At 37.4% G+C, this 15556-nt stretch carries 15 protein-coding genes; 6 read left to right on the top strand and 9 right to left on the bottom strand.

Going from position 1 to position 15556, the window contains the following annotated elements; genetic code table 11:
* Position 1: 1 nt before the first annotated feature.
* Genes murI through PHX18_01685 form a run of 3 tightly spaced genes read right to left on the bottom strand, consistent with a single transcriptional unit; the run spans position 2 to position 3316 of the window.
* Positions 2 to 775 (bottom strand): glutamate racemase, encoded by a 774-nt coding sequence (murI, locus tag PHX18_01695; protein MDD3593319.1) that lies wholly within the window; start codon positions 773 to 775, stop codon positions 2 to 4.
* Positions 776 to 778: 3 nt separating this feature from the next.
* Positions 779 to 2539, bottom strand: coding sequence for an N-acetylmuramoyl-L-alanine amidase (locus PHX18_01690; GenBank protein MDD3593318.1), 1761 nt, complete (start codon positions 2537 to 2539; stop codon positions 779 to 781).
* Between the two features lie 39 nt (positions 2540 to 2578).
* Positions 2579 to 3316, bottom strand: a complete 738-nt coding sequence (locus PHX18_01685) for a metallophosphoesterase family protein (protein MDD3593317.1) — start codon at positions 3314 to 3316, stop codon at positions 2579 to 2581.
* Between the two features lie 68 nt (positions 3317 to 3384).
* On the opposite strand from PHX18_01685, the gene ispG reads away from it, so the two are divergent.
* Both ispG and PHX18_01675 read left to right on the top strand, forming a co-directional pair.
* Positions 3385 to 4434 carry a flavodoxin-dependent (E)-4-hydroxy-3-methylbut-2-enyl-diphosphate synthase gene (ispG, locus tag PHX18_01680; GenBank protein ID MDD3593316.1) on the top strand — a complete coding sequence of 350 codons (1050 nt, stop codon included), beginning with the start codon at positions 3385 to 3387 and terminating at the stop codon, positions 4432 to 4434.
* Between the two features lie 24 nt (positions 4435 to 4458).
* Complete coding sequence (locus PHX18_01675) at positions 4459 to 5340, top strand: hypothetical protein (protein MDD3593315.1); 882 nt, start codon at positions 4459 to 4461, stop codon at positions 5338 to 5340.
* Positions 5341 to 5373: 33 nt separating this feature from the next.
* On the opposite strand, the gene PHX18_01670 is transcribed toward PHX18_01675, so the two are convergent.
* Positions 5374 to 6852 carry a tetratricopeptide repeat protein gene (locus tag PHX18_01670; GenBank protein ID MDD3593314.1) on the bottom strand — a complete coding sequence of 493 codons (1479 nt, stop codon included), beginning with the start codon at positions 6850 to 6852 and terminating at the stop codon, positions 5374 to 5376.
* 192 nt (positions 6853 to 7044) lie between these two features.
* Here PHX18_01670 and ileS point away from each other — a divergent pair, with 192 nt between their 5' ends.
* The 3 genes from ileS (at position 7045) to PHX18_01655 (ending at position 11014) form a co-directional block, all read left to right on the top strand.
* Entirely contained in the window at positions 7045 to 9873 is a 2829-nt protein-coding gene (ileS, locus tag PHX18_01665; GenBank protein MDD3593313.1) for an isoleucine--tRNA ligase, read from the top strand.
* Between the two features lie 12 nt (positions 9874 to 9885).
* The gene (locus PHX18_01660) at positions 9886 to 10659 is read left to right on the top strand and encodes a hypothetical protein (GenBank protein ID MDD3593312.1); all 774 of its coding nucleotides are present in this window, start codon (positions 9886 to 9888) and stop codon (positions 10657 to 10659) included.
* A 79-nt stretch (positions 10660 to 10738) separates the two neighbouring features.
* Positions 10739 to 11014, top strand: a complete 276-nt coding sequence (locus PHX18_01655) for an HU family DNA-binding protein (GenBank protein ID MDD3593311.1) — start codon at positions 10739 to 10741, stop codon at positions 11012 to 11014.
* Positions 11015 to 11088: 74 nt separating this feature from the next.
* Here PHX18_01655 and PHX18_01650 read toward each other — a convergent pair whose 3' ends face one another.
* The 4 genes from PHX18_01650 to PHX18_01635 form a co-directional block, all read right to left on the bottom strand.
* Positions 11089 to 11865: a tetratricopeptide repeat protein gene (locus PHX18_01650; GenBank protein ID MDD3593310.1), complete on the bottom strand. Its 777-nt coding sequence runs from the start codon at positions 11863 to 11865 to the stop codon at positions 11089 to 11091.
* Positions 11866 to 12000: 135 nt separating this feature from the next.
* Positions 12001 to 12834, bottom strand: coding sequence for a hypothetical protein (locus PHX18_01645; GenBank protein MDD3593309.1), 834 nt, complete (start codon positions 12832 to 12834; stop codon positions 12001 to 12003).
* A gap of 2 nt (positions 12835 to 12836) precedes the next feature.
* A complete protein-coding gene (locus PHX18_01640) occupies positions 12837 to 13697 on the bottom strand; it encodes a hypothetical protein (protein MDD3593308.1) in 861 nt (286 codons plus the stop codon).
* A 77-nt stretch (positions 13698 to 13774) separates the two neighbouring features.
* Positions 13775 to 14113, bottom strand: coding sequence for a helix-turn-helix transcriptional regulator (locus PHX18_01635; GenBank protein ID MDD3593307.1), 339 nt, complete (start codon positions 14111 to 14113; stop codon positions 13775 to 13777).
* Between the two features lie 237 nt (positions 14114 to 14350).
* Between PHX18_01635 and PHX18_01630 the strand changes: the two genes are divergently transcribed.
* On the top strand, positions 14351 to 14719 hold the full coding sequence (locus tag PHX18_01630) for a hypothetical protein (protein MDD3593306.1): 369 nt from the start codon (positions 14351 to 14353) through the stop codon (positions 14717 to 14719).
* Between the two features lie 75 nt (positions 14720 to 14794).
* Here the strand turns inward: PHX18_01630 and rplR are convergent, their stop codons facing one another.
* The gene (rplR, locus tag PHX18_01625; protein ID MDD3593305.1) at positions 14795 to 15166 is read right to left on the bottom strand and encodes a 50S ribosomal protein L18; all 372 of its coding nucleotides are present in this window, start codon (positions 15164 to 15166) and stop codon (positions 14795 to 14797) included.
* Positions 15167 to 15556: the final 390 nt, after the last annotated feature.

Here is a 15556-nt window from a genome sequence, read left to right as displayed (position 1 = left end):
ACTAAACAAGCTCAATATGTTTAACATTTGATACTTTATCAAAGAACAACTTGCCTGTTGTTTCAAAAACATCAGCATCGCCCGTTGTTAAAAATTCAATGCTTCCTTTGCCCTGTAAAAGCAGTTTATTATCTTCGAGGTATTTTTTAGCATCATTTTTGATACAATCCGCAGGGTCAATAAAAAATTCATCCCTTAAACCTTCTTCTTTCATAACAGGAACTAAAAACGGATAATGTGTGCAGCCTAAAATCAACCTTTGAATATCCTTCGCAAGAAGTTGATTAAGGTATTGTTTCACTGTTTTTTTATTCTGTTCATCAAAAATCATGCCTGATTCAACTATACCGACTAACGGCGGACAGGCAAGGTCAAAGACTTCTTTGCCAAACACTTCAATCGCTGTTGGATAGGCTTTTGAATTAACGGTGGCCGACGTAGCCATAAGCCCTATTCTTTTATCGGGGAGCGTACTTATATATTCAGCCGTAGGCTTGATAAGCCCGAAGATTTTAAAGTCGTATTCGCCTTTCACCACATCAAGCGTGTTAGCTGATGAGGTGTTGCATGCCATCAAAACCAGCTTTACTTGTCTTTGCTTAAAATAATCAAGAATTTCTCTCGAAAATGCCGTGAGTTCTTCTTTTGTCTTTTCACCGTATGGGACGCGGGCTGTATCGCCTAAATAAATGTAATTTTCGTCAGGCAGAATTTCAACCATCTTCTTAAGAACACTTAAGCCGCCCACTCCGGAATCAAAAATCCCAATGCTCATTATCTATTTATCTTTCACTTTAAAATATTTAACTATACCTTCGGTAAGTGCCTTTGCCGTATCCTGCTGCCGCTTTTGCGCAAACAGCTGTTCTCTTTCCGCAGGGTTTGAAATAAATCCTACCTCGACTAAAATGGCAGGTGCTTTAGTATGATTTATAACATAAAAACAAGAATTAAATAAGCCCCTGTCATTTGCAGGAACAGCCTCGGCAAAAGCCTGATGTATAATACCTGCCGCTTCTTTACTGTCGGGCTTATACCAATGGGTTTCTATCCCGTTAATATGGCTTTTTTCCGAGGAATTGAGATGGATACTTATAAAAAAGTCCGCATTCTCATAGTTAGAAATAGCAACCCTGTCTTGCAGTGTAACAAACGTATCATCATCACGTGTCATAATGATTTTTGCTCCCTGATTTTGCAGATTTTGTGCAAGCATTTGGGATATGGACAACGCAGGAATTTTCTCATAACACTTACCTGCACACGCGCCGGCATCTTTGCCCCCATGTCCTGCATCAACAATGATAACTTTGCCGTCCAGCGGTTTGGGCGCCAAGGCAGGTGCTTTATTTTGAACAGGTTTGGGGCTTTCATAGGTTCCCGAGATTTTTAACGCGATTGTTTGGGCATCTCTTGTCATACCCGTATCGATTTTTAAGCTTTCTCTGACAGGAAACGTTAAGGTTGTTGAGTTAGCGCTGCCGTTAAGTTTTTGCACGGTAAAACCTTTAAACTGGTTTGACTTCGGACAATCAAACAAATTTTTATTGGTTTCATAATCCACATTCAACAAATCAATAATAAATTTGTTATAAGTACGTCTCAGCGAATGAATAGTGGGGTTATTAAATTTAAGCGTCATCATAGTATCATTGGAATTCGGCTGCTTAACCGTAATATTCTCAAGCTTAGACGGAGTATTGGCATCCAGCAAATCTTTGTTGTCTATATTGAGGACGTCCGCAAACAACACAGACTGCAAATCCGTTGATACAAAAGCCTTATAATTATCAGGTTTTGAGGTTGTAATAACTATTCTGAGTATGTCGCTTTCAAACTGTCCTACCTTGATTTTATCTCCGTTCTCAAGCTCATAATCACCATAAAAGGAGTTATCTTTTACAATGGCATTAGGAATGTCATAAACAAGTCTCATCGGATTAATCAGGATAAACGGGCGATTAAGCTTCAAAGTACCCACGCCGCTCACCAAAAGCTGTGATTTACGGTCGACAATATTAGTAAGAATATATTTAGAATACTTTGCCTTTTCTATAGGTATTTCAATTTTTTGCTGTTCGTACTCTTTTGGGAGGATATCGCTGTATATTACAGGGGTTTTATTATCAATAAATTCCACGTCTTTTAACCTGAATACCAAAGAGTTTTGAAACTTAAACAGCTTAATATCTTTGATAACTTTATCGTCATCTGTATAAAACACCACTCTTACAGTATCGGTGGAATTCTGGGCAATAATCACCCTTGAAATAGGTCCGGTCTCAAAATCCAATGTTTGCTTGGGAATACTCAAGACGGTATCTTTAATATCAATATAAGCTCTTTTGGGGTTTTGAAGGATATCAACTTTGTACTCGGCATCTCTTACGTCTTGATTAGAGTTTAAAAATATTAAGTTGGAAGAATCATCCACCAGAATATTAGTTATCTTTAAGTCCGCACAGAAAGATGGAGTCATAAAAGAAAATAATGCACACCAAACCAAGATTATGAATTTTATTAAACAATCTCTTCTCATAAGAAGATTTTACTACAAGCTTAGCTGAATATGAATTTCTTAAGAGTTCGTAACAAATTTATTTGTTGATTTGCGAAGCATTTCAGCAAGCGCTTTGGCACCTTCAAAATCCTGTTTAGCAAGTTTTTCGGCAGCTTTTTGCGCATCGTATTTGATAAACCTGTGCTCAAGCGAGAAGGAATTTTCTTTTTCTTCATCAGCATTGATGACCAGATAGCACGAGCGTTGGTCTTGGGTAAAAGGTCTGCCTACACTGCCGACATTGACGACGGTTTTATCCTCTATTTGATATCCCGCGGGAAAATGTGTATGTCCGCATAAAATCAGCGCCTCTTTTACTCCCTCTATCATAGGAATTATTTCTTTTATATCTTTGCCGGGTAAAATACTTTCGTCGTTTTTTCTCGGGGAGCCATGGACCAGAAGAATACTCGTTTTGCCAAGCATAACGCTCATGGTCTCAGGCAGCCCCGCTAAAAATTCTACGTTATCGGAGCGCAAAATCTTTCTGTCATAATCAAGCGCATTTTGCATAACAGAAGGCAGGCTTGCACCTTGAATAAGCATTAAGTCGGTATTTCCCTGAATAATTTTTGTATTGTATTCGTTTGATAAACCCCTGATAAAATCAATGGCTTCGTTGGGTTCGCCGCCAAAAAGCGCCAAATCTCCAAGCACAAAAATATTTTTAATTTCCTGCGCCCTGATATCTGCAAAAACCGCTTCCAGAGCCTCCATATTACCGTGAATATCAGAGATAACCGCTGCTAAAACCATAAAAAACCCTCCTGTTTTTTGTGGTAAGATTATAACATAAATACACTATTGACAGAGATTAGAATAAAATGATTACAAGAAGAACTACGAAAAAGATAAATATCGGCGGGGTTGAAATAGGGTCTGACGCTCCTGTCAGTGTCCAATCAATGTGCAACACCGATACAAGAGATGTTAAATCAACGGTAGAGCAGATTTCACGACTAGCGGAAGCAGGATGTGAGCTTGTAAGAGTGGCGGTACTTGATAAGCAGGCAGCAGAAGCCATCGGAGAAATAAAAAAACATATAAAAATCCCTCTGATTGCTGATATACATTTTGACTACAGACTTGCCACAGAAGCCATAAATCAGGGAGTAGACGCATTGCGGCTTAACCCCGGAAACATAGGGCGCAGAGAATTTGTCGAAAAAGTCGTCAATCTTGCAAAAGAAAGACAAACCCCCATCAGGATAGGCGTAAATTCAGGCTCGTTAGAGAAAGAGTTTCAAGCGTTGAATTTGCCGCTATATGAAAAAATGGTTTTGAGCGCAAAAAAACACATACAAATCCTTGAGGATTTAGATTTTGACCTGATAAAAGTTTCGCTAAAATCCTCAAACGTAGTAACGATGATAAAAGCTTACGAACTCCTTGCGCAAGAGATAGATTATCCGCTGCATTTAGGTGTAACAGAAGCCGGTACAATAAAAGGCGGGCTTATAAAATCAGCGGTCGGCATAGGAACACTCTTATATCAGGGCATAGGCGATACTATAAGAGTTTCGCTTACAGATAAGCCCGAAGAAGAAGTCTACGCAGGGTTTGAAATCCTAAAATCTCTGGGTTTGCGCAAAAAAGGGATTAACTTTGTCAGCTGCCCGACCTGCGGAAGGTGTCAATATGACCTCATAACTCTTGCAAAAACGGTAGAAGATAAATTCAAGCACACGGAAAAAACCTTTACACTGGCAATTATGGGCTGCCCCGTGAACGGACCGGGAGAAGCCAAACATGCTGATATAGGAGTAGCCGGCGGAGCGGGGTTTGCGTATATTTTTAAAAAAGGCGAGGTAATAGCGCAAGTTCAGGAAAATGAAATTTTAAACATTCTTGAAAAAGAAATCGAAAAATTATAAACTTAAACAAAAAAGGGGGAAACAATGCACAAAATAACTTCTACAGTATTAATAGCCGTTTTTGCAATACTTTTAAGCGCCTATGCTTTCCCTGAAAAACTCCCTGAAGCCTACGACTTAAACAGATTTCAACTGGAAAAAATTAAATTTCAAAATACAACCATAGCCCAATTCCAACAAATTGCACCAAAATACCCGACCCCCGAATACGAAGGTATATATGCGATTTTTAAAGAAAAAGACTTGGACACAACTTATAAATCAGTGAGAATAGGCTTTAAGGACAATTATTTAGACTGGATTGAGTTTGATTTTGCCGTACCTCAAACTTACTCTAAATTCATAAAAACTTACGGCAAACCGCTAAGTGTCAATACTGAATACAGCAAGAAGTACAATTACCACGACTACAATTTTTATAATATAGTAACGGACAAAAATAACGTCAGTGTTTTCAGCATAACTCTCTACGGAACTTCCGATTACAATTCCAGTATAGGCGCCGTAATAAATAAACTGCCTGACTATAAATCATTCAATTTTATAAATGAATTCATTCCGGGGAAATATCTTGAAAATGACTTTAAGGCATCATACTCCAAATTTCAGCCGACAAATGCCTCTGTCAAAACCGATAAAACAGAATACAAAATCCCGCCTGAATATATGGTTGCGCACCCGTTATATAAAAGCGCATCTTTGGTATTTCATAACGGGATATTGAATTTCATCAACTTAGAACCCAAAAACCTTAGTATTACAGAACTCAAAACCATTTACGGCAACGGGAAGCTCGTTCGCAGCAGCAATCCTAATATAGTATTTTTTGAATATCCGAATTTTGTCGCGACTCTAAACCAAAAATCCACTATGATAACAAACATCGGTATAATCGGGGCTAATTAGCTTAATATCTTCACCTTTCACCTGTTAAAACCCCTAACCGGACGCTTTCTTTTCCAGAAAAAAAGCTTTCTTTTGGTGATATTCGCTGTTATTTTCATCTTTATCTATAGCAATATCAATTTTTTCAATCGCACCGTTAACATCCTTGTCTGCAAACAAAACATCAGAGTACAGCGCATTGATTTTCGCATCATTAACTTTTAACTTATTAGCCGCCCTGATTGAGCGCAGGGCATTTCTAACGTCATTTAGCCGCTCAAGATAAAGTTTTGCAAGCTCATAATGAGGTTTATAATCATGATTGTTATATTCAAAAGCTAATTTATAGTATTCTATTGCCTTTTCATAGTTACCTGTTTGAGCATAACAGTTTGCAATATTTATAAAATTATTCGTAAATCTTTTGGACTTTGAAAAAAGCTCAAGAAACGCTTTAATAGCATTATCCCAGTCTTCGCAAGCTTCATAAACAAGCGCCAGCTGCAAAAGCGCATCCAAAAATCCGGAATCCTCCTCCAAAATTCCTGCAAAAATAGCTTTTGCCTTATCGTACTGTCCATTACCCAGGTATGAAATTCCAAGATAATATTTTGCCAAAATATCATTACTTTGCAAAAGCAGAGCCTTTTTCAAATTATTTATGGATTTAGGGTATTTAGCAACTTTCTGATAAAAAATGCCTGAAGAAATCAACAATGTATAGTCGTGAGGGTTGTATGATTTTGCAATTTTATAGCTGCGCAAAGCATTCCTTATTTGCCCCAAGTCATAGTAGCACTCCGCAAGATTTACCAAAAAATCAACCCTGTATGGTTCTAAACGATGTGCATTAAGCGCACAGTTAAGCGCATCTTGAAACTTTTCGGTTTTGGTATAGCTCAAAGACAAATAATAAAAAGCCATAGAATGCTTAGGTTCCAGCTTTACCGCAAAAAGAAATTCATCTATAGCTTCTTTAAGTTTATTTTGCTCATACAGAACAACCCCAAGCAAAAATCTTGCATTAACATTCAGAGGCATTACCTTTATAGCTTTTTTAAACTGCTCTTGTGCTTTTTGTTTTTGATTTAAACGGGCAAGAACTATCCCCCAGTTTGTATAAATTTCAGGGTCGTCAGGTGATAATCGGATAGCATTATCATAAGCTTCCTGAGCTTCATCAATACGGTTCAATTCTACCAAAGCCGCTCCTTTTAAAGAAAAAGCCCGTGTATAAAGCTTATCTATTCTTAAAGCTTCGTCAAATTTATCCAACGCTTCTTCAAACCGCTTTAATTTTGCCAGCGCTATTCCCCAGTTCAGGTAGCTTTCCGCATCGGAATATGCCATAGAAGCAGACATTTCAAACTTTTCTATAGCTTCATTAATACTTCCCGAAAGAGCAAGGTTCATTCCCCAGTTCAAGTATGCCTTAGACGGCATAAAAACAGCATTGGTATTAACCTTGTAGTCATTTACAAAGTTATCGAGGTTTTTTATCTTTGCTAAAAATTCCGTAAAAAATTTCTTCATAACATCACTATTTTAGCACAAAATTCGATAATTTTTGTCTAGAAAAATAAGGCATTTTAATCTTGTGCTGCATATAGCTAAACAAATAGAATAAGCTTTGGCAAAACAGTCTTGTCATTTCAAAATGTATTAACGGAACAAAATTTTTGTTCTATACTATTGTTATAGTTTTTATTTAAAGAAGGCAGTATTATGACAGAAGTAGAGAAAAAAGATTATAAAACAAGCTTAAATTTACCGCAAACAGACCTTCCGATGCGTGCCAACGCTAACGTCAGAGAAGTCGAAATCCAATCGTTTTGGGAAGAAAACAAAATATATGAAAAAAACATAGCCCAAAGAAATAAATCAAAAGCCTTTATTCTGCACGATGGACCGCCATATTTAAGTTCTGATAAAATTCACATCGGTACAGCTTTAAATAAAATTTTAAAAGATATTTTAATAAAGTATAAATCACTTTCGGGCTACTACGCACCCTACATCCCCGGGTACGATGCGCACGGTCTTCCTATAGAAAATGCCGTTGTAAAATCAATCAAAGGCGGAAGAGAAGCCCTTACGCAAAGTGAGCTTCGCAAACTGTGCAGAGAATTTGCGGCTAAAAACTTAAAAGGTCAGGAAGCAAACTTCAGGCGTTTAGGCGTATGGGGGGATTGGGAACACCCTTATTTAACAATCGCACCTGATTTTGAAGCGGAACAGGTAAGAGTTTTCGGGCAAATGTACGAAAACGGCTACATTTACAAAGGGTTAAAGCCCGTATATTGGTGCGCGGATTGCGAAACAGCGCTTGCAGAAGCGGAAGTTGAATACGATGACCATACTTCTTCAAGCATATTCGTAAAATTCCGTTTTGTTCAGAATGATGAAAAAACAGCTTACTCAAAAGCAGGCATATCAAGCGACCTGCCATTGTATGCAGTAATCTGGACTACAACCCCTTGGACAATTCCCGCCAATTTAGCTATTTCTCTAAATTCAAGATTTGAATACAGCTTTGTAAAACACAACAACGAAGTTTATGTAATAGCAACAGACCTTTTGGGCGATTTCCTTAAAGACACCGAAATAGAAGAAGAAAACATAACTATTTTAGGAACCTGCACAGGTCAAGACCTTGAAAAGTTAAATACAAAGCACCCTCTATATGACAGAAGCAGTTTAATAATCCTGGGCGACCACGTTACCTTGGAAGCCGGTACAGGCTGTGTTCATACAGCACCGGGGCATGGGCTTGAAGACTATGAAGTAGCCCAAAGATACAAAATCCCTGTCTTATCTCCGCTTGATAACAAAGGAGTCTTTACGGCAGAAGCAGGTGAATTTGAAGGGCTAAAATATACAGAAGGCAACAAAAAAGTAATAGAGCGCCTAAAAGAAGAAAACGCACTTATTACTGAGAGAAAAATCACACACAGCTATCCTCATTGCTGGCGCTGCAAAAAGCCTGTTATTTACAGGGCTACAGCCCAGTGGTTTGTAGATGTAGGCGCTTTTCGCGATAAAGCAATGGCGGAAATAAAAAAAGTAAAATGGATACCCAAAAGCGGCGAGCAAAGAATAGGTAACATGGTAGAAAACCGTTCTGACTGGTGTATTTCAAGGCAAAGAGCGTGGGGAGTACCCATCCCTGTTTTCTACTGTGAGGACTGCGGCGAAGCTATCGTTACCTCTGAAACTATTAAAAAAACAGCGGATTTATTTACGGTAAAAAGCTCTGATGCATGGTGCGAAAATTCTGCCGCTGATATTTTAGGAGCAGACTTCGTATGCCCTAAATGCCAAAGCAAAAGCCTTACCAAAGAAACAGACATTATGGATGTTTGGTTTGACAGCGGAGTTACACACAAAGCGGTTGTTGATGCCAGAAAAGACGAGCTTTTAGGCGCGCCCGCCGATATGTATCTGGAAGGTTCAGACCAGCATAGAGGCTGGTTCCAGTCTTCGCTTTTAACAAGTGTCGCAACCAAAGGCGAAGCTCCTTATAAAGAAGTCCTAACCCATGGTTTCGTGCTTGACGGCGAAGGGCGCAAAATGAGTAAAAGTTTGGGAAATTTTGTAGAACCCCAAAAAGTCATTAACGTCTTTGGTACGGATGTCTTAAGGCTTTGGGCTGCAAGTGTTGATTATAGAAACGACGTTAAAATCGGCGATAATATTATTAAACAGCTTGTTGAAGTCTTTAAAAAAGTAAGAAATACATCAAGATTTCTACTCGGAAACCTATACGACTTTGACCCGGCAAAAGACTACGTACAATATGAAGATTTAAAAGAAATCGACAAGTTTGCCTTGCATAAACTTCAGGTTCTAATCCAAAACGTAACGCAATCATTTAACGATTATGAATTTTATAAATATTTTCAATTCCTGCAAAACTTTGCGGCAGTGGATTTGAGCGCTTTTTACCTTGATATTGTAAAAGACAGATTATATACCGCAGGTAAAAAATCACTTTCAAGGCGCGCTACTCAAACCGTTCTGTATGAAATTATGCAAGCCTTAATCAGAATGCTTGTGCCGGTAACCCCTCACCAAGCGGAAGATATTTGGAGTTTTGTACCTGAAAATCAAAGACAAGGGCTAACGAGTATTCTGCTCTCTGACTGGTGTCAAGGCAGCGAACAATGGCTTAACAATGAACTTGACGACAAATGGAGCAGTATATTAAAAGTCAGAGAAATTACAAACAAAGCAATTGAGCCTTTAAGAGCGGACAAAAAAGCGGGCAGTTCGCTTGAAGTTGCAGTATATGTAAACACCTCTAACCAGTCCATCAAAAACTACCTTGAAAGTGAAAAAGACGAACTTTCAAGCATCTTTATTACTTCACAGGTATTTTTAACCACTCCCCGGGATGTTGAGGTTCTAAGTTCTTATGAAGAAGATGAAATCAAGATAGACGTGACAAAAGCTCAAGGCGAAAAATGCGAACGTTGTTGGAAATATAGGGAACTAAACCAAAATGTTTATCATCCTACACTTTGCAATGATTGTATTGAGGCAATTTCGGGTTAAAATATTATTGTCATGAAAAAATCAATTCTAATAATATCCATGTTAATGGTGTGGTTTGCTACGCCGCTTGTATCAGCGCAGGAAGCGGAAAAATCTGCGAAAATTCCTGTTGAAGAAATAACTGTCTATGATGAAACCGCAGAAGAAGCAGAAACTGAACCTATAGATGAGATTTTGTTTGATACCTCCAATAAAAACAGGTACAAACTCCATAAGCCCAAAAATATTAAAGGCGAAAATAACGCCAAAAAATCTGCTGACAGCTCAAACCAATTTAATATGAAAAAAGAATTTAAAAATACAAATACAAAAATCGAAAGCTCTCACAAGCCCATAACAAAAAATCAGTCAGAAAGCAGCCTGCTTCTTTCAAATACACTTGTACAATCAAAGTACGGATTGATTAACATAGGTTCTGCGTTAAATGCAAAGCAGAAAAATGCTTACGAAAGTAATTCTTCGTTGGGTATTTTTAGCGAATACAAATTCAAACGCTATCAGTTAAAAGGGCAGATAAATAATAACAACCAATTCGACGGGACAGCAGTTACAAGAACCTCACCAACCTATACTGTCGGGGGGAAAGTAGGTATTACAAAAGATATTTATGTAGGTACTTCTTTTACCCAAAAGCTTGAACAAAGCTGGAATGAAAATAAAGTTTCTATTGAATATGCGCCAACCAATAAACGTTTCTCACTGGGTGTGGATGCATCGCTTGTGGAAGAAGCTGACAAAAAAAATCCGCGCAGTAAATTCGGCTTCTATACAAGATTCGATTTATAAACGAATTTTATTAAAATACTTGCCATGCCTGAATTTTAGAGTATAATAATTCTGTTACATTTACTGGAAGGAGTTTTCCATGAATAAAGAAGAATTAGTACAAGAAATTTCAAAAAAAGCAAAATGTACTCAAAAAGAAGCCGCTGAAGTATTAGGCGCTTTCGTAGAAACAGTTCAAAAATCTGTATCTAAAGGTAAAAAAGTTACTTTAGTAGGATTCGGAACTTTTGAAGCTCGCAAAAGAGCTGCTAGAAAAGGCAGAAATCCTCAAACAGGCAAAGAAATCAAAATCGCTGCTAAAACAGTTCCGGCTTTCTCTGCAGGTAAAAAATTCAAAGAATTGGTAAATAAATAGAAATATTTATATACTTATAAATAAAAAGGAGTTTCCCTCAAAGAGAAGCTCCTTTTTTATATATGATTAAAAACCTACCTTACCAACTGTAAATTAGCCGTAGACCTGCCTGAAGACGAAGGTCTTAAATCCCTTAACCTTGTTTGTACAAATTCTCTCTGACCTGAAAACGGCTTTAATTTCAAGTATTTTTTATAATATTTCCGCGCTTCAAAATTAACACCCGCTTTATCATAAGCAATCGCCATACCCAAATATGCTTTGTAGAATTCAGGATTAATGGAAATAAGCTTTTTATAAGCTTCTATAGCCTTTTTATACTCTTTCATTTTTACATATAAATTGCCTAAATTATTATAAGCCTTTATATAGGACGGGCGCTCCTCAATAATCTTGGAATAAATCATACTTGCCATTTCAAACTCTTCAATAGCTTCATGTGATTGCCCCAAGGCATAAACAGCTTCATAATACTGCGGCGAAAGCTTAATCGCCTTGATAAAACATTTGATAGAACTGACATAGTTCTCAAGCTCATATTCCAAACAACCCATTTGATAATAAACTTTTTTATCGAAAGGAGTTAAGCGGCGCAATCTATTGCAATATTTCAACGCTTCTTCTTGCTCCTGTGCTTTTTGACAGCAAAAAATTAATCCGTTCAATGCATCAATATTTTCAGGCTCTACCTGCAGCGCTCTTTTATATTCATTGACAGATTCAATAAATCTTTCATTAATACGCAGCGCATACGCTCTTACGCAGCACTCATAAGCCTCATTAGTTTTAGGCTTATTAATTTTATTATTCAGTTTATCAAGCTTCTCTTTAGAAGATTCATAAATCAGCATATCTCTCCCCTTAATCCCGCAAACAACAATGCCTACTATTATATTTTAAGGGTTTGAGCGTATGAATAAATCAACCTTTTGGATTAAAGAAACTAGTCCAAAAGGTCAATTAATAAAACCAGCCTGATTATTTGACTATAATCGTTTTTCTACTTCCAGCAACGCCTCGTTGCCGACCATTTGTTCAAGAACAACCCGTTTCATAAGAAATTCCTGCCGCAATTTATATTGATTGTCCAATGCTTCACGATAAAAAGAATCCGCTAATTCTATGTTAGAAGAGTTTTTTCTGTTCATTTCTTCGTATTTTTTTTGCGCTTTGTCTGATAATTTAACAGAGTAATCATACTCCCTGTAAGCATTAATGTAACCAAAATAATTGTAAATCAAATCCTGCTGCAAATTATCCACCGCTTTAGCCAGAATAATCAAGTCAGCATCGTTAACTTTAGATAATTTAGCGTTAATATCGTCGCTTAAAACCGTTCCCAATAATCCACCGCCTATGATTGAACTTGCACTGAGTGCAGGGTTCATAGCCGCCTGCCCAACCATTGGCATAACACCGGCGATAGGCGCCAGAACTTTTTTAATGCCCGATTTTTTGACCTCTTCGCCGTTAGGATTTGATAGTTTCATAATTGCATAACGGATAGTTTCACTGCGCTCAACGGCATTAACCCACAATATGTTTAAATCCGCCAGAACTTCGGGTCTTTGTTTTTCCAGCTCTTTTTCAATTTCAACGGCAATCGCTCTGTTTTCTTTATCAAAAATACGCTTCTGCTGTTTTTTTTCTTGAGAAATAATATTGTTTACTTCTTCCTTTGTAAAATAAGGTTCAAAAGTGGTTTCTTTAACCCCAAATCTTCCCATCGGCTGTTTTAATACATTAGAAGCAGCCGCAAACGAACTCTCCGCTTGCAAAAATAAAACAAATATTAAAATAATCCAAAAAATCTTTTGCATAGTTACTTACTCACCATTTTAATGTTAGCTAAATTTAAACTATTCAGAGCCTCTTCCCCCGCAAAACGCTCAAGCTCTATTCTTGCCAGTTTAATTTGATTTTTAAGCCTTACTTCCTCTAAAAGCTGTTTATCAAGCATCATTTGAGCCAAAATAGTATTAGATTCACTTTTTTCTGCAGCTGCTTTATTGTAATTTTTGCGATAAAGCGCTATTTTAGCACGGCAATCTTTAAGCGCTTCAATTGAGCCTTTATAATTATAATAATTTTTAATCAAGCGGTTTTGCAAATCCTCAACCAAACCGGCAAGCTGGATAAGCTCCGTATCTGAAATAGGAGCAGAACCTATCCCGTAGCCAAGTTTGTTTTTTGTCGCCTGAGTAGCAAGCGAAGCACCCGCAAGCGTAGAAGTAGCAAGATATGCGTCCATTCCGAAAACGTACGGCAATATAGCTGCACCATTAATTAATGTAGCAAGAGTTCTCGCCATTTTAGAAGAGTGCTTTTTGCGCTGTTCGGGGTTCATATCTATCTTGTTAATGGCGAATTTAATAACGCTGTTGCGCTCAACTGTAGCGTTCCAAAGGTTTGTAATATCTTCTACATCCTGCTTTTTTTGAATTTCAAAAGCCTGCTTTTGAGCTTCAATGGTTTTTTCATTCACTTCAGCTGTTATATCTTTGATATCATCAGTTTTCTTTACCTGAAGTTTTTCGGTTTCTTTAATCTGCAAATCAACTTCTTCAAGCTCCTGTTCTTGAACTTCTTTCTTTTTAAATAAAGAAAAAGCATTTGCACTGGGTATCACCGTAAAAGAAGTAAGAAAAACCAATAATATATAACAAACAATTACTTTTTTCATAGTAAACAAATTATCCCTATAAACGATACATTACATGTTAGCACAAATTTAAAAGCATACCCACAAAAAGCAAAGGCTTATTTCTTTAACAATTTTATACTTCTTTGTGCTTGTTCAAGCAGCCCAAGATAAAAATTTAACTCAATTTCATTGGCATTGTTTATAATTTTTATAATTTTTGTCTTTAACGGGTTTGCATGAACTTCAAAATCAAATTCATAACCAACTTCATTTAAGTTTATATCAAGGCTTTTAAAAATTTTCACCAAATTTTCAAATGTTGGCAAATATTTGCCCATCTCAATTCTTGAAATATGTTTTTCATGCATATCAACCATTTCGGCAAGTTGAGCTTGCGTAAAACCTTTTATTCTTCGCACTTCTTTTATTTTTTTACCGACAAAACTTTTATTCATATTTAAAATCCCACAAATATGTTACCTTTATAATGAATAAATCTCATCCCGGTGTAAACTCTATAAGCGTTTATATTATAGACTAATTAAAGTAACGTTATTGTTAATATTTCTTAATAAAAACAGCGTAAATACGCAATTTTTCTTTAAATATTTTTTTCATTAGAACATAGCAAAAAACTTAAAAGAGAAATAAAAACGTTACAAATTGAGGCACAAAATTAGGAGGAAAAAATTATGTCAGATTTAACAGTAGGTCAAGTAAACAACAAAGGACTTGTAGGCAGTGTAAAAGATGTGGCAGCAGCCATTTGGAAAGCACAAAAAGAAACCCTCGGAAACATTGGGACGGGGATAGTAAATACGACCCCTCTCTTAAGAATGTTTGTTTTTGAGGAATCAATAGGAACTGCACTTGTAAATGGACACAAACAAAGCGTAAAAGACATTACATATGGTGCATATAACCCTGACATTCCATCGCTACCTTACGAAATAAGTGCCCATAGAGCGCTCCGAAAGGCAATTATCGGCTCAGAAGAGCCTATTGGTCTTGCAAAAGGGATTGAAAGCAAATTAAAAGACAAAGGAATCGTTACATATTAATATAATATTATTAGCAAATATTGAAAGAGGTGGAAAAAACAATAATTTTTCCACCTCTTTTCAATTAATTTAAAATTAGAAGAATAATCCGCCTTCTCTTGCTGCATCAGCAAGGGCTTTAACTCTTCCGTGGTATACAAATCCGCCGCGGTCGAATACTGCACATTCAACGCCTTTTTCTTTGGCTCTTTTGGCGACCAATTCACCAACCGCTTTAGCAGCTTCAACATTACCGCCGTTTTTATCGAATTTACCTTTCAATTCAGGATCTAAAGTACTCGCGCTTGCCAATGTAACTTTAGCTACATCATCAATCAGCTGGGCATAAATATGCTTGCCGCTTTTGTAAACGGCTAATCTTGGTCTTTCTGCGCAACCTTCAAGCTTCACTCTGATTCTTTTGTGTACTCTTCTTGCTTGTTCTTTTGCATTTTTCTTTTTAATCATTTCATTCACCTAAGCTTTCTTTTTTCTTAATTTCACAAGGGACTTACCTGTACTATACAGCACCCAAGTGGCTCTTTGTGGGCTACTACCTATTGGCTCAAATTATCGGTCAGCCTACCGAAAATCCGCTATCTTGTATTTTCGGGTCGTCGGAAAACTCTTCATTTACCTCCGACTTACGGGCTGGGTTCGGCTTTCGCCTCACTCGGCGCCCTACCGAAAATCCGCTGTCTTGTATTTTCGGGTCGTCGGAAAACTCTTCGTTTACCTCCGACTTACGGGCTGGGTTCGGCTTTCGCCTCACTCGGCGCCCTACCGAAAATCCGCTGTCTTGTATTTTCGGGTCGTCGGAAAACTCTTCGTTTACCTCCGACTTACGGGCTGGGTTCG

Source organism: Candidatus Gastranaerophilales bacterium, assembly GCA_028696075.1.
Lineage (GTDB): Bacteria > Cyanobacteriota > Vampirovibrionia > Gastranaerophilales > JAILCC01 > JAQVHS01.
This window is presented reverse-complemented; position numbering and strand designations above follow the sequence as displayed.

Coding starts and splice junctions, on each gene's coding strand:
- PHX18_01635 (MDD3593307.1), bottom strand. CDS start 14,113: ATGAATAAAAGTTTTGTCGGTAAAAAAATAAAAGAAGTGCGAAGAATA.
- PHX18_01645 (MDD3593309.1), bottom strand. CDS start 12,834: ATGCAAAAGATTTTTTGGATTATTTTAATATTTGTTTTATTTTTGCAA.
- PHX18_01670 (MDD3593314.1), bottom strand. CDS start 6,852: ATGAAGAAATTTTTTACGGAATTTTTAGCAAAGATAAAAAACCTCGAT.
- PHX18_01630 (MDD3593306.1), top strand. CDS start 14,351: ATGTCAGATTTAACAGTAGGTCAAGTAAACAACAAAGGACTTGTAGGC.
- PHX18_01675 (MDD3593315.1), top strand. CDS start 4,459: ATGCACAAAATAACTTCTACAGTATTAATAGCCGTTTTTGCAATACTT.
- murI (MDD3593319.1), bottom strand. CDS start 775: ATGAGCATTGGGATTTTTGATTCCGGAGTGGGCGGCTTAAGTGTTCTT.
- ispG (MDD3593316.1), top strand. CDS start 3,385: ATGATTACAAGAAGAACTACGAAAAAGATAAATATCGGCGGGGTTGAA.
- PHX18_01685 (MDD3593317.1), bottom strand. CDS start 3,316: ATGGTTTTAGCAGCGGTTATCTCTGATATTCACGGTAATATGGAGGCT.
- PHX18_01640 (MDD3593308.1), bottom strand. CDS start 13,697: ATGAAAAAAGTAATTGTTTGTTATATATTATTGGTTTTTCTTACTTCT.
- rplR (MDD3593305.1), bottom strand. CDS start 15,166: ATGATTAAAAAGAAAAATGCAAAAGAACAAGCAAGAAGAGTACACAAA.
- ileS (MDD3593313.1), top strand. CDS start 7,045: ATGACAGAAGTAGAGAAAAAAGATTATAAAACAAGCTTAAATTTACCG.
- PHX18_01690 (MDD3593318.1), bottom strand. CDS start 2,539: ATGAGAAGAGATTGTTTAATAAAATTCATAATCTTGGTTTGGTGTGCA.
- PHX18_01655 (MDD3593311.1), top strand. CDS start 10,739: ATGAATAAAGAAGAATTAGTACAAGAAATTTCAAAAAAAGCAAAATGT.
- PHX18_01650 (MDD3593310.1), bottom strand. CDS start 11,865: ATGCTGATTTATGAATCTTCTAAAGAGAAGCTTGATAAACTGAATAAT.
- PHX18_01660 (MDD3593312.1), top strand. CDS start 9,886: ATGAAAAAATCAATTCTAATAATATCCATGTTAATGGTGTGGTTTGCT.